The sequence below is a fragment of the Avibacterium gallinarum genome, assembly GCF_002921135.1.
GTDB classification, from domain to species: Bacteria; Pseudomonadota; Gammaproteobacteria; order Enterobacterales; family Pasteurellaceae; genus Avibacterium; species Avibacterium gallinarum.
On sequence record NZ_PQVJ01000011.1, the window covers coordinates 201,387 to 214,974 of the forward strand.

Consider the following 13,588-nt stretch of genomic DNA (forward strand, 5'->3'; position numbering starts at 1 on the left):
TCCTTTGATTTTAGTTGATTATTTTCATAATATCTTCAGCCAACCCGCCACGCTGAATAATTTCTCGCATACGGTGCATCAAAGGTGCGGTTTGACGAAAGAAGAGTTGGTAAGAAGGACAAAGATAATTTTGTTTAAATTTTTCCCCTTTCAAATTCACAATACGATGCTTCGGACACCCGCCTTGACAAATCATTCTCACATCACATTTTTCGCAGGCTTTAGTGAGCGTTTCTTTTTTCGCCTTACCAAATTTTTGTTGCTTGGTTGAAAGTGCAATTTGATTGAGAGGCTGTTTATTCACATTACCTAAACGATAATCAGGATAAACATAGTGATCGCAAGAATAAACATCGCCATTGGCTTCTACGATCATTGCGGTACCACAAGTTTCCGTATGAATACAGCTGGTGGAAGGATAGCCCAACCATTGCCCAAGTAAGTTATCAAATTCACGCACGAAAATACGTCCCACATCTTGTCGAACCCATTCGGTAAACACGTCTAATAGGAAATGCCCGTAGCCATCAGCTGGTACAGAAAAGGGAGCCATTCGATAATTTTTTCCAGGACTATAATCACAGCGTTGTAAGGAATAATTCGCCACTTCAACAATAGGAATAAACTGCATAAAAGTCGAGCCTAACTCTTTCAACGCTTGGTAAGTTTCCCGTCCTTTATCCCAGTTTTTATCATTAATTACAGTGAGCGTATTAAAATCCACTTCATATTCTTTTAATAGATCAATGGCTTTTTTCACCCGTTCAAATGTGGGCTGCCCATTGACAGAAATACGATAGCGGTCGTGAACCTCACTTAAACCATCCACAGAAATCCCTATAAGAAAATTATTTTCTTTAAAAAATTCTGCCCATTGACGATTAATCGCAATGCCATTGGTTTGAAAACCATTGGTAATCGTTTTGCCGTTAGCAAATTCTTTCTGAAATTGCACCGCTCTTTTAAAAAAATCCAAACCGAGTAAGGTGGGTTCACCGCCTTGCCACGCGAAATCAACGTGATCGCCTGCGTGGGATTCAATGTAGTTTTTGGTATATTGACGTAAAGTATCGTCAGACATTAGGCGAACGTTATGTGTTAGGACTTGCTCTTTTTCCAAATAAAAACAGTATTCACATTTGATATTGCAATGGAAACTACTTGGTTTTGCCATCATATGAAAATAAGCGGGTTGAGATTGACACATAAACAACTCCTAATGTGAAAGAAATGTTAGGTTAGGGAAACGATAATTCAATTTAACTAAAATTATCTGATAAGAGGGAAATTTCCTTTTCCCTCTTACATTGCATAAAAAGCAAAAACGAAATTAGCTATTCAATACTTCTGTAACATAAGCTCGGATTTCATCGTCTTGGCAGTTATCGAAGAAGCATTGTTGGAAGCGTTCACCACTCACTGCGGTTTTCACCAATTCTGGTTCAATTGAACGCAAGGTGTCTAAATAGTCTTTCGCCACCGCCGTTTTCACTTGATTGAGAATGCCAGCATTGCGAACTTGAGGTTCACGACGTTCAACTGGATAGCCTTGACCACGTTCACCTTCAAAAGCTTTTTCAAACATATAACGCACGTTTAATTCAGCCCCCCAGCCAAATCCTTTGGCAAAAGCTAAAGATAATGCGTTACCGTTATTGATTTGTGCGAATAAGAACGCGTCAGCAGGTTCTAAGCAGTAACCACACACCACTCCTGGGTGCAGGTTTAATGACATTAATGCACCTTGCCCTGTACCACAACCTGTTACCACAAAATCAACGGCTTTTGAGTTTAATAAAATGCTCGCCATAATCCCTAAGTGGATATAAGTTAAGTGGTGATCTTGTTCGCTGTTCATTCCCACGTTATAAACGCTGTAACCTTTTGGTTCAACCACGTTTTTTAACTCATTTAAGATAATTGGATTTTTCGCCGCTTGGCTGTTTTCCATCATTAATGCAATTTTCATTTTTCTTTCCTTAATTCAATAATTAAAAGTTACCGTTATTCGGCTTGTAATTGATAAATTTCTGCTCCTGCAAGTAAGAAAGCACCTACACCGTAATCGATGTTGTCTTCTTCTTTCACTTCACGCGGATTGAAAGCAGGAAGCTGAATCCAGCCTAATTTGCCCTCAGGATTGACCGCACTTTCTAATGCAGCCCACGCTTTTTCAACCACTGGCAAATAAGTTGCACGATCTAAAATGCCTTGATTGATCCCCCAAGCTAATGCGTAGCAGAATAATGCCGTTGCACTGCTCTCTTTCGCAGGGAACGTTTGCGGATCAAGTAAGCTCGCTCGCCAGAAACCATCTTCGTGTTGGAATGGTAAAACGATTTCTGCAAGCTGACGATAAAGGGTTAAATAACACTCACGTTCTGGATAGTCTTCGGGCATATCACGGAATAAGCGTGGAATCGCTGCAATCACCCAACCTACGCCACGTCCCCAAAAGACTTTTTCACCATTGGCTTCACGCAATTCACCGCCTTTGCCATCTGGAATATAACGGTAATCACGATAGAACAAGCCCGTTTCTTTATCTTGTAAGTGATCAACAGAATCCCACCACGCTTGGTTTGCGTAATCACGATATTTGCTTTCGCCCGTTAATGTGGATAAAGCAAAAAACACTTGTGGTGCCATAAAAAGTGAATCACACCACCACCAATCTTCACGCCCTGGTTTTGGATTTGCCAGCATATCTTCTACAAAGTTGATGGTTGGCTCTAAGGCTTCTGGTTGATTAAATAACGGATACACATCAAGATAGGATTGTGCACAAACCAAATCATCAGCAAAGCGTAAATGTGGTCCTGTGCGGAAACCCGTGTGCAAGGTGTAATCTAATGCCCCATCTAAAAAGGTTTGTTCACCTGTTACTTTCCACGCGTTGGACACGCTTGCCCAAAATACCGCGCGATCCCAGTCTGTGTCTTTAATAAAACGAATGCGACCTGTGCGGCGTACAACGGTACGAGTTTGATGTGCTGCCTGCCATTGATACACTTTTTTCATCAATGCAAGAGTTTGCTGTTGTTGAGGGTTCATAATTTTTCCTCTTTTATTTTAAGCCAGAATGCTTATAATCCGTCTGTTTCGTCTTCATCATCTTGCGAAAGTGCGGTGAGATCTTGGCGTAAATCTTTGATTTGGCTAAATTCGCCATTGGCAAGACAATCCGTTAATTCACGCAAAGTGAATTCCTCACGTTCTAATGCCGCATTGACGATCATTGATAAATTGGTGCCAGCCACTACTTCGACATTAGGATCTTGCAATAAGAGATTGATTGCACGATTACAAGGAGAACCGCCATAAAGATCCACTAAAAATAACACCCCGTCCCCTGAGTTAACACGCTCTTTCGCCGCTAATAATTGGGCTTCTAGCTCATCAGTGGACATAGATTCTAAGAAATCAACAAATTCTAATTGAGGTTGTTCGCCAACAATAGCTTGTACGGCTGAACGCATACCCGAAGCAAAATTAATATGACCTGATACCACGATACCTAACATAAGCTGTCCTTGTTTTTCTTGTTATTGTGGAGGGAATGAGATAGCTCTCATTCCCTGATTTCATTGATTACTCAACAGAGCATTAGATAATGCCGATTAAATGTCCAACCACACCGAAAGCAAGCATACTGAAGATCAATACTGGTGGTTTTGCCCAGAAGCCTGTGCCTTTTACTAATTTAAACATTAGGAAAACTAAGGCTAATGGTAACAAGTTTGGCATAATCTTATCGAAAAGTGCGGTCTGTAATTCCACCACTTTTCCACCCATTTCTATGGTTGCAGTGGTTTTAAAGCGTATAAAGGTCGCACATAATGCCCCGATAACGAAAATACCCATAATGTTCGCCGCTTTAGCTAAACGCTCGGTAGAATCACTCATATTTACCATCGCAGCGGTACCGGCTTTATATCCCATAAACATCAAGCTGAAATACACAAAGAAGTGTAAAATTTGATATAGGATAAAGAACACGAACGGCCCCGCAATCGAACCTTCAATCGCAATAGATGAACCTAATGCAAGAGTTAATGGCATAATGGTCATATGGTCGATACCATCACCGATCCCCCCAGTTGGGCCCATACCAGCTACTTTCATTACGTTGATAGTAGATGGTTTTTCTTTATTTTCTTCCATCGCAATGGCTGTACCAAGCAAGAAAGTAAAGAGTTTTGGACTTGCATTGAAGAATTGTAGGTGGTTTTTCAATGATTTCGCTAAATCATATTTATTGTTACCGTGAATTTTTTTCAACGCTGGGATAATTGAATATGCCCAACCACCTGCTTGCATACGTTCAAAGTTGAAGTTCCCTTCCATAAACAAACCACGAATCGCACATTTCCAAAGATCACCTTTTGTAATCACTTTGCGAACGGTTTGATCTTGATACGCATCGATATCATCAACAAGATTTACTTGATTATTTACGTTTTTAGATTCCATCTTCGAACTCCTGTGCTTGTGATTGGTTGTTGTTATTGCTGTTACCTGAGAAGTAGAAATAAAGTACTGCGATTGAACCACCGATGATTGCAACGGCCATAATTGGTAGTTTTAAGTAAGTGGTTGCAACGAAACCGATGAAGAACACGCCCGCAACTTGTTTTGACCACATAATTTTTAATAACATTGCAAAACCGATTGCTGGAACTAAACGCGCACCTAAGCCTAAGCCTTCTAATAATGCTTTTGGTGAGTTATTGTTGATCCAATCTGCTGCGTGTTCACCGAAGTACACGGTAATAAAGGCAACGATTGCATACATTAATGAACGTAATGAAATTGTCGAAATCAATAAGAAATCAATACCATTTGGATTCGCTTGTTCTGCATACTCATCGGCTTTCCCCATTGTGAATGAAGTTAATGCGAAGAAACCAATCACCAACATTTGCATTAATACAGCAATTGGCATACCCACACCCATTGCCACTTCCGCGCTTTGACCTGTCATTGCGGCGAAAGCCACTGCGGCGATAGTACCCATTGTTACATCTGGTGGCTGAGCCCCAGCATTAGGCACTAAACCTAACCAAGCTAATTCCAGTGTTGCACCTGTGATTAAGCCTAATTGCAAATCACCCATAATCAAGCCCACAACAGGCCCTGTGATTAACGGACGGTGGATATTTAATGCGACATCGTATTTATCGATACCACAGAAGAACGCCCAAACGGCGACTAATAATGCTTCAGTTAACATAAACGCTCCTTATTGAGTATTAAAGATATTGTTTAATATCGATTTCTTGTGCATCTGGCGTATTTTGGATTGTGCAAGTTACTCCTGCATTCAACATACGACGGAACGCGTCAAGATCCTTTTCATCAACAGAAACCGTTTTAGTCAATTGTTTTTTTCCTTCATGGAAGTGCATATTACCGATATTGCAATGTTTGATAGGCACACCACCTTCAACTAAGCGTGCGACATCTGTTGGATTGTTACATAAAATAAAGATTTTTTGTTGTGGCGATGCTTTATGAATCACATCAATGGTTTTTTGGATTGTGAAGAAACGCACAGCATATTCACCACCCGCTGAAGCTTTCATACCCGCTTGCATAAATGCCGCATTTGGGCCTTCTGCTGCTTCATCGTTTGCCACTAAAATCAAATTGGCTTCTGAGTGTTTACCCCAAGTAATACGGATTTGTCCGTGTAGTAAACGCTCGTCAATTCGTGTCCATACAATATTAGGTGCTGACATAAAAATCTCCTTAATTATGAATTAAATGGGTGAATAATAACGCCTTGAACCACTCGGTTTACTTCACCTGTTGGGCAAGGATTGTCGGTGGTGATACCACGACTGAAAGAACTATAAAATGAATTCACTTGCGCAAAGACAATGTATGGGAATAACAAGGCATAATCTGGTGCATTGCTAAAGCCTTCCACTTCAATCACATCTTCGCCTTCCACGCCTGCTTGCGCAGTTAAACATACAACGCGGCTTGCGATATTATCGCGGCGCAATTCATTATATAAATCAAGATCATATAAACGGGTATAAGGTTGATTTGATAAAAATTCTACGACCACCGTTTTAGGATTCACAATAGATTTTGGTCCGTGGCGGAAACCGAGTGGTGAATCATAGGTTGCCACAATGCGTCCTGCGGTTAATTCCAAAATTTTCAATGCAGATTCTTGTGCCAAACCTTGCAAGCCACCGCTACCTAAATAGATAATGCGTTCCATATCTACCTGAGAAAGTTGGCGTGCATAATCCACATAGCGAGGGAGCAATTTTTCTGTGGCATCGCAAATAAATTGTAGCTGTTCAACTACTGAGCCTTTTGGCAATAAGAACACTGAAAGCGCGGATAACATCATTGAGCTAAAGCTAGATGTCATTGCAAAACCGCCATCATTGGTTTGTGGTGGCATTAATAAGGCTAAAGTGCGGTCATTTTTTTGCGCATTTTGATACAACGCCCCTTGCTCATTACAAGTAATGAATAAATGGTAGCAATTGGTTAAACACTGATTGGCTAATTCTACCGCAGCCACACTTTCCGGGCTGTTACCTGAACGCGCGAAAGAAATTAATAAGGTTGGCACGTCCTGTGCAAAATATTGGTAAGGATTAGACACAATATCTGTTGTGGCAATGGATTCCACACGTTTATCCGTTAAAGTTAAAACGAAAGGCTGTAAGGAATGCCCCACGAAAGCTGAGGTTCCTGCGCCGGTGAAAATCACACGTCCATTTGCTGCATTCATTACAGGCGCAATGAAATCTAAGATTTGCTGACGTTGCACTTCCACTGTCTGTAATGCTTGTAACCAAGCCTGAGGCTGATGCTCAATTTCTTTTGCGGTCATAATGGCTTTGCCTGCCACTAATTCGCTTTCTGAAAATCCTAAATAACTTGTCATCTTATCTATCCTCAATTATTTATTGAAAAAACTTGCTAAGGCGTATTGGCGAACAACTGCACGCACTTTGTCTAGCACTAACTCTCTACCGCGTGGTGCAAGTGTGCCTTCGCGCACAGCAACATATTGCTCTGGTAAATATTGGCTTAATAGTGGTAATGGAATACCCAGATTGTCAAAATTCGCTAACAATTTCTCTACTGCCGCAGCAATTTCAGGATTTGTCCAGTAATAACGAATACGATCACTAAAGCTAAAACTTCTTGCAAAACGTTGCTCTAATTCTGTGCCGTGATAGTATTTTTGCCAGTTTTCTGGGTGCGCTAACATTTGCTCTTCAAGCACAGCGAGTAAGTTGGAACGCTGTTCTGCTGGAAATAAATAGTTTTCCATTGCACATAAAGCATATAAACCCTCACGCAATGCAAACGTTAATGCCGGCCCAACTTTTAAAATCGCAAAGTGATTTTTTACTAAGGCTTTGTAAGCTTCTTCTGTTTGATAATCAGTAGAATGCGCTTCAAACACTAAATTTTCATAATCATTGACCACTTGGCTTAAGGCTTGCGCTTTCTCTGGAATAAAATCAATCACTTTAGTGTGATCAAACTCCACGCCCGGCTGCACCACTAAACCAATTACGCGTGGCCAAATATGTTCCAACCCAACGCGTGCAAAGGCCTGTTGGTGTGCATTAATAGTGGCTTTCGCAGCACTTGGTGAAGTTACCTCTAATTCAGCGATTTCTTCTGCTTCACCACCTGGTACAGGAACTTCTGTGCCAATAATGTAAACAATACGATCAGCAAAACCATTTTTCGCTGCCGTTTGTTCTGCAATCACTGCAAGACGAGCGGCACGCTCTGCCACAATTTCATCAGACAATGGCACTGGATCACCTTTACAAGACATACTGCAATCTAAGTGAATTTTTTCAAATCCGGCTGCCACATAAGCTTCAATCAGTTTCTCAGCATTGGCCATTGCTTCATCTGCGGCCAATCCTTGCCAACGGTTAGGGCCTAAATGATCGCCCCCTAAAATTAATTGATCACGCGGAAAACCCACTTGGTCAGCAAGCTGCTCAACGAAATGACGAAAATCCGCTGGCGTCATTCCCGTATAACCGCCAAATTGATCCACTTGGTTAGACGTCGCTTCAATTAATAATGGGGTGTTATCTTGTTTCGCTTGTAATAATGAGGCCTCTAAAACAAGAGGATGTGCAGAACACACGGAATAAATTCCTACTACTTCACCTGCTTTATGTTGTTTAATCAGTTTCAGTAATGTACTCATTTTGGATTTTTCCTTTTCTTTTGATATGGATATTTTACCAAGCAATTTGTTTCAAATTGTTTTGAGCGGATTATAACGAAAGCAATCAAAAGAAAAAAATACAAAAATCGAAATCTGTGATCTAATTCACAAAATAAAATATTTTTTCTAAAACGATGTTTTAAAATGTGGAGATTAGGATTTTTTTATGAAAAAATAACCGCACTTTGTTTATTAAGAAGTAGCGCAAAGTGCAACTAAGTCAAAGATAAGGAGTAATCAGATGAGTATTTCACGTCGTAATTTTATTAAAGGTGTTGCGACAACCGGTGCGGCAGCGGCGCTGTCAACCACTGCGGTGAATGCAGTCGCCAATAATAATGCTAAAGATTCAGCCAAAAAATCCAACAATCCACCACTGAACCTATTAATCGTATTTCCAGATGAAATGCGTGCAATGGCGCAAGGGTTTAAACATCAAGATCCAGCCATCACCCCGCATTTAGATGCTTTTGCGAAAACCGCTAAAGTAATGGATCAAATGGCATCAAACTATCCGCTTTGTTCACCATTCCGCGGTATGTTTATGACAGGTAAATATCCGCTACACAATGGGGTAACAGGTAATACCCACGACTACGGTGGTAAAGTGGGAATTGAACTTTCACCTTATGCGAAATGTTGGTCTGATGTATTAAAAGATGAAGGCTATTCATTAGGTTACATTGGTAAATGGCATTTGGACGTGCCACAAGAACCGTACATTAAGAGCTACAACAACCCAATGGAAGGACGCTATTGGAATGATTGGACACCACCAGATCGCCGCCACGGTTTTGATTTCTGGTATTCTTACGGCACTTATGATTTACACTTAAAACCAATGTATTGGGGCAATGACACACCGCGTGAATACCCAGAATATGTGGATCAATGGGGGCCTGAACACGAAGCGGATATGGCAATTAAATATCTTCGCAATGAAGAAAACAAATATCGCGATCCAAGCAAACCGTTCGCCTTAGTGGTTTCAATGAACCCACCTCATTCCCCTTATGATCAAGTGCCACAAAAATATCTTGATATGTATCCGCAAAGTTCTAAAGAACTCAACACACGCCCAAATGTAGATTGGGATAAAAAATATCAAGAAGGCTACGGCCCGCAATATTTCAAAGAATACTTGGCGATGGTTTCAGGAGTTGATGACCAATTTGGACGCATTCTTGCTGAGCTTGACAAACAAGGCTTGGCAGACAACACCCTAGTAGTATTCTTCTCTGACCACGGTTGTTGTATGGGTTCTCACGGCGCACCGACCAAAAATAATATTTATGAAGAATCAATGCGCGTGCCAATGATGTTCCGCTTACCGGGCAAAATCCCTGCAGGTGTGAATGAAAGCTTAATGTCTGCGCCAGATATTTATCCAACCATCTTAGATCTTCTTGGTTTTAAAGATAGCATTCCAGATAGCGTAGAAGGGGTAAGTTTAGCCGAGCAAGTGCTATACGATAAAGGGATTAGCCCAACCTCTCAGCTTTACCTCTTTGTGCCTTATGGTCAGCCTTCTTTTGGCAGACGTGGCGTACGTACCAAAACCCACACATTAGAAGTTGATCGTCAAGATGGCGAACCATTGAAATATAAACTCTTTGATAATGTGGCAGATCCATACCAAATGAAGAATATTGCAGATAGCAATCCTGAATTGGTACAAAAACTGATCAAAGAAGAATTATTGCCTTGGTTAGAAAAAACTGGTGATTCTTGGCGTCCTGTTGAATTCATTACTGGCCCAACGAAAAAAATGAAAAAACAACTGGAAAGCTGTGCGGCACCAAAAGCCTAACAGCACGCACTCACTGAATCTTCAGTGAGTGCAACTAGGAGCGGATAAATGCCAGCCCAACCTCAAATTCGTTTTACTGAACGACCTTATTTAGCTCACGAACATCCTCGTTTACGGGATTATTGGCGGGCATTTAAGGAAAGATTGCAGCGTTCAATGAAACGAAAAGCCTTGTTTGGCAATACTGATCCTCTTATTGATAAACAGCTCAAACAGGCATTTACAAAAGATTCCACCTTTTCGCAAGAAAAGTTTGAATTATTGGTGAGTTATTTTATCCGCTCCTTTCTTCATTATGCCAATGATGTCTATGCTCGTGCCGATTATCACGGCTATCCTTCTGAACAAGGAATGGTTTCCGATTCCATTGAAGGAGCTGCACGCAACTATCCTTTGTTAGCTGCCTATTTACATTATCAACCTAATACCAATCCCACTCTTGTTAAGCAAGTGCAACAGGCCTTATCCGCTGGCTTTCTCAATGCCACTGATCCCAGCCATTCAGGCTATTGGGGAGAATTAAAAAGTTTTCAGCAAACAATCTGCGAAAGTGCGGATTTCGCTTTGGCTCTGTGGTTAAGCAAAGAACACGTTTGGACGCATTACAACGCCCAGCAAAAACAGCAAATCATTGATTGGTTACGCCAAATTAACCAAGTGCAAACCGTGGACAACAACTGGCATTTGTTTATTTTATTAGTGCAGTTTGTAGTAAAAGATCTTACTGGCATTGATGAAATCAACCACGAACGCTATCAACGAATTAAAGAATTTTATGTGGGTAATGGCTGGTTTCGTGATGGAGAGAAAGGCAATTTCGATTATTACAACTCTTGGGGCTTCCATTATGGGCTATTTTGGCTCGATCAAATTTCCCCCAATTTTGACCGCACTTTCATTCAACAAAGTGCGGTGGAATTTTGTCAAGATTTTCACTATTTATTTGCGCCACAAGGTTTTGCTTTTTTCGGGCGCAGCCTACCCTACCGTTTCGCCGCGCCTACCGCTTTAATTAGCACAATGATCCAACAACAAAAAAGCAATGGACAAGGCAAGCGTATTTTATCTTGCCTAACGCATTTTCTTATTCAACAAGATGCCATTGCGCACGGCAATGTAACACAAGGCTTATTGCAAAAAGACAGACGGCTGGTTGATCCTTATAGTGGCGCGGCAAGTGGCTTGTGGTCATTACGTCCTTTCATTTTGTTACTTTATGGCAGCCAAAAAATCCCTTTCTGGCAAACTGAAGAACAGCCCCTTGCCATTGAACAGCAAGATTACGATATTCGCATTCCCGCCATTAATTTGCGCATTATTGGCACACAAGCCACGCAAGAAATTGTGGCGTTGTTTGAACATCAACAATATCCCAACGCCCCTTTTGCCCAAGCCTGTTTACAACAGCAAAACATTATAATGAAAGGAATTGAATGGCTTTGCGGACGTTCCACCAGAGGAAAAAATAATTTATTGCGTAAAGGCGTAACGGCCTTTTCATCAAAATTATCCCTGTATCTTCCCGACAAAGCAAAAAATAGCAAAAAACCACCGCACTTTTCTCGCTAAGGTTTTGTGCTAACTAATCACAATAAAAATAAGGCGGAACAAGCCGCCTTAAATCTTTCTCAATGTTATTCCGCCACAGGATAATGTTGATAGCCAAGTTGTTTTGACACATTTCGTCCCGCTTGGTGCAACATTTCCACTAAATGCGCTAAGTTTTCTTTCTCAAAACGCACTAGCGGCAAGGAAACCGAAATCGCCGCCACAATATGCCCTAAGCGATCATAAATTGGCGCGGCAACACAATGTAGCCCCACTTCTTGTTCTTCTTTATCTTCCGCATAATGCTGTTGGCGAACCAAGGCAAGCTCTTGTTTTAATTCGTCAATATTTTTCAGCGTATTTTCTGTATGCTGAACAAATTCCACCTCTTTCAACAAGTTTTCCACTTCTTCGTCAGAAAGTGCGGAAAGCAACACTTTACCAATCGCCGTGCTGTAAGATGGGTTTCTGCGTCCAACGCGCGAATACATTCTTAAGCTGTAAGTGGAATCAATTTTGTGTAAGTAAATGATCTCACTGCCGTCTAACGCGCCCAAATGCAGGGTTTCGCCTGTTTGTTTAGAAATCGCTTCCATTTCTTTGTTGGCAAGATCGATTAAATCCACGTATTCTAAGGCTCTTGCGCTAATTTCAAATAATTTTAAGGTGAGGCGATATTTATCCGTTTCCCCCTCTTGTGCCACAATGCCAAGGGACTTCATTGTTTGCAAAAAGCGATAAATCGTGCTTTTCGACATCATCAAACGCTGAGCTAATTCGGTTACGCCAATTTCTTTTTGTTCGCTCAAGGCGTCCACAATGCCAAACACTTTCAGCACGGAAGAAACAACATCAGGTTGGGTATCTTTTTCCATATTTTAGCTTCTCAAAATTTAAACACATATTTTGTGAGTATATTAACACAAGCACGAATTTTGAAAAGCAACAAAATAAAATGAAACTCTATTTCAATTTTATTGAAGATAAGGCTTAATTCTCTTATAATCAGCATTATTTCACTCACTTTAATTATAAAGGAGGAAACAGTGAAAAAAATTGCAATTATCGGCGAATGTATGATTGAACTCAACGGCGAGCCATTTGGTAATATGTGGCAAACCTACGGCGGCGACACGCTCAATACCGCCACTTACTTATCGCGCGTCAGTTCCCCAAAAGACATTGAAGTGCATTATATTAGTGCAATGGGGGCAGACAAACTCAGCCAGCAAATGATTCAACACTGGCAACAAGATCAGATTCACACCAACAGCGTACTTATCGATCCCAATCGCCAAGCAGGGCTGTATTTAATCCAACTCGATAAATTTGGCGAACGCACCTTTCTTTATTGGCGTTCAGAATCTGCCGCGCGTTACTTACTGCAACACCCCGATTATCCGCAAGTGCAAGATAAATTAGCGGAAATGGATATGATTTATCTCAGCGGCATCTCCCTTGCCATTTTGCCTGATACCGATCGCTATGCGCTTATCGAACAGCTTAAACAGCTTGCCGCGCAAGGCGTAAAAATTGCCTTTGATAGTAACTACCGCCCGAAACTCTGGGAATCAGTCGCAAAAACGCAAGAAATTTACACCGCACTTTACCCACTGGTTCACCTTGCTTTAGTCACCTTTGATGATGAACAAGCGCTCTGGGGCGACAACGATCCTGCGCAATCTGTGCAACGCTTAAGAGCGCTTGGGGTAAAAAATATCGTGTTGAAACAAGGTAAAGAAGGGGCATTATTCTGCGATGAGCAAGGCAACCAGCAAAATGTTGCCACCACGCCTGTAACCAACGTGGTGGATACCACCTCTGCAGGCGATGCCTTCAACGCTGGCTTTTTAAACGGCTATTTGCGTGATAAATTACCGCAACAATGCTGCCAACAAGGCAACCAAGTCGCAGGCATCGTCATTCAGCATAAAGGGGCGATTATTGACAAAAACGCCACCGCACACCTAATTGATCAATTTAACTGAGGAATA

General features: G+C 41.3%; 13 protein-coding genes. 3 read left to right on the top strand and 10 right to left on the bottom strand.

The genetic code is table 11. The features are described 5' to 3' along the window. Positions 1–10: 10 nt before the first annotated feature. From C3007_RS04460 to kbaZ, 9 genes are all read right to left on the bottom strand, one after another. The gene (locus C3007_RS04460) at positions 11–1,207 is read right to left on the bottom strand and encodes an anaerobic sulfatase maturase (protein WP_103853296.1); all 1,197 of its coding nucleotides are present in this window, start codon (positions 1,205–1,207) and stop codon (positions 11–13) included. 123 nt (positions 1,208–1,330) lie between these two features. Further along, positions 1,331–1,969 (bottom strand): RpiB/LacA/LacB family sugar-phosphate isomerase, encoded by a 639-nt coding sequence (locus C3007_RS04465; RefSeq protein WP_103853297.1) that lies wholly within the window; start codon positions 1,967–1,969, stop codon positions 1,331–1,333. 35 nt (positions 1,970–2,004) lie between these two features. Then, positions 2,005–3,054 carry a glycoside hydrolase family 88/105 protein gene (locus C3007_RS04470; protein ID WP_103853298.1) on the bottom strand — a complete coding sequence of 350 codons (1,050 nt, stop codon included), beginning with the start codon at positions 3,052–3,054 and terminating at the stop codon, positions 2,005–2,007. Between the two features lie 32 nt (positions 3,055–3,086). After that, positions 3,087–3,524 carry a PTS galactosamine/N-acetylgalactosamine transporter subunit IIA gene (gene agaF / locus C3007_RS04475; RefSeq protein WP_103853299.1) on the bottom strand — a complete coding sequence of 146 codons (438 nt, stop codon included), beginning with the start codon at positions 3,522–3,524 and terminating at the stop codon, positions 3,087–3,089. Positions 3,525–3,606: 82 nt separating this feature from the next. Next, entirely contained in the window at positions 3,607–4,473 is an 867-nt protein-coding gene (locus tag C3007_RS04480; protein ID WP_103853300.1) for a PTS system mannose/fructose/sorbose family transporter subunit IID, read from the bottom strand. Next, positions 4,463–5,233, bottom strand: coding sequence for a PTS N-acetylgalactosamine transporter subunit IIC (gene agaW, locus C3007_RS04485; protein ID WP_103853301.1), 771 nt, complete (start codon positions 5,231–5,233; stop codon positions 4,463–4,465). The genes C3007_RS04480 and agaW overlap by 11 nt, the downstream gene beginning before the upstream one ends. A 19-nt stretch (positions 5,234–5,252) precedes the next feature. Continuing rightward, positions 5,253–5,741, bottom strand: a complete 489-nt coding sequence (gene agaV / locus C3007_RS04490; RefSeq protein ID WP_103853302.1) for a PTS N-acetylgalactosamine transporter subunit IIB — start codon at positions 5,739–5,741, stop codon at positions 5,253–5,255. 14 nt (positions 5,742–5,755) lie between these two features. Next, on the bottom strand, positions 5,756–6,916 hold the full coding sequence (locus C3007_RS04495; RefSeq protein WP_103853303.1) for an SIS domain-containing protein: 1,161 nt from the start codon (positions 6,914–6,916) through the stop codon (positions 5,756–5,758). 15 nt (positions 6,917–6,931) lie between these two features. Beyond that, positions 6,932–8,215, bottom strand: a complete 1,284-nt coding sequence (kbaZ, locus tag C3007_RS04500) for a tagatose-bisphosphate aldolase subunit KbaZ (RefSeq protein WP_103853304.1) — start codon at positions 8,213–8,215, stop codon at positions 6,932–6,934. 262 nt (positions 8,216–8,477) lie between these two features. Between kbaZ and C3007_RS04505 the strand changes: the two genes are divergently transcribed. Together C3007_RS04505 and C3007_RS04510 are read left to right on the top strand one after the other, a co-directional pair. Beyond that, positions 8,478–10,046, top strand: a complete 1,569-nt coding sequence (locus C3007_RS04505; RefSeq protein WP_103853305.1) for a sulfatase family protein — start codon at positions 8,478–8,480, stop codon at positions 10,044–10,046. Positions 10,047–10,094: 48 nt separating this feature from the next. After that, positions 10,095–11,615: a DUF2264 domain-containing protein gene (locus C3007_RS04510; protein WP_165779953.1), complete on the top strand. Its 1,521-nt coding sequence runs from the start codon at positions 10,095–10,097 to the stop codon at positions 11,613–11,615. Between the two features lie 65 nt (positions 11,616–11,680). Here C3007_RS04510 and kdgR read toward each other — a convergent pair whose 3' ends face one another. Beyond that, positions 11,681–12,469, bottom strand: a complete 789-nt coding sequence (kdgR, locus tag C3007_RS04515; protein WP_103853306.1) for a DNA-binding transcriptional regulator KdgR — start codon at positions 12,467–12,469, stop codon at positions 11,681–11,683. 171 nt (positions 12,470–12,640) lie between these two features. Here kdgR and C3007_RS04520 point away from each other — a divergent pair, with 171 nt between their 5' ends. Then, positions 12,641–13,582, top strand: coding sequence for a sugar kinase (locus C3007_RS04520; RefSeq protein WP_103853307.1), 942 nt, complete (start codon positions 12,641–12,643; stop codon positions 13,580–13,582). Positions 13,583–13,588 lie beyond the last annotated feature (6 nt).

Bases quoted from the DNA above. Each gene is read 5' to 3' on its own strand.
- agaV (WP_103853302.1), bottom strand. From the start codon at position 5,741: ATGTCAGCACCTAATATTGTATGGACACGAATTGACGAGCGTTTACTA.
- kdgR (WP_103853306.1), bottom strand. From the start codon at position 12,469: ATGGAAAAAGATACCCAACCTGATGTTGTTTCTTCCGTGCTGAAAGTG.
- C3007_RS04510 (WP_165779953.1), top strand. From the start codon at position 10,095: ATGCCAGCCCAACCTCAAATTCGTTTTACTGAACGACCTTATTTAGCT.
- C3007_RS04470 (WP_103853298.1), bottom strand. From the start codon at position 3,054: ATGAACCCTCAACAACAGCAAACTCTTGCATTGATGAAAAAAGTGTAT.
- C3007_RS04460 (WP_103853296.1), bottom strand. From the start codon at position 1,207: ATGTGTCAATCTCAACCCGCTTATTTTCATATGATGGCAAAACCAAGT.
- agaF (WP_103853299.1), bottom strand. From the start codon at position 3,524: ATGTTAGGTATCGTGGTATCAGGTCATATTAATTTTGCTTCGGGTATG.
- kbaZ (WP_103853304.1), bottom strand. From the start codon at position 8,215: ATGAGTACATTACTGAAACTGATTAAACAACATAAAGCAGGTGAAGTA.
- C3007_RS04480 (WP_103853300.1), bottom strand. From the start codon at position 4,473: ATGGAATCTAAAAACGTAAATAATCAAGTAAATCTTGTTGATGATATC.
- agaW (WP_103853301.1), bottom strand. From the start codon at position 5,233: ATGTTAACTGAAGCATTATTAGTCGCCGTTTGGGCGTTCTTCTGTGGT.
- C3007_RS04465 (WP_103853297.1), bottom strand. From the start codon at position 1,969: ATGAAAATTGCATTAATGATGGAAAACAGCCAAGCGGCGAAAAATCCA.
- C3007_RS04505 (WP_103853305.1), top strand. From the start codon at position 8,478: ATGAGTATTTCACGTCGTAATTTTATTAAAGGTGTTGCGACAACCGGT.
- C3007_RS04495 (WP_103853303.1), bottom strand. From the start codon at position 6,916: ATGACAAGTTATTTAGGATTTTCAGAAAGCGAATTAGTGGCAGGCAAA.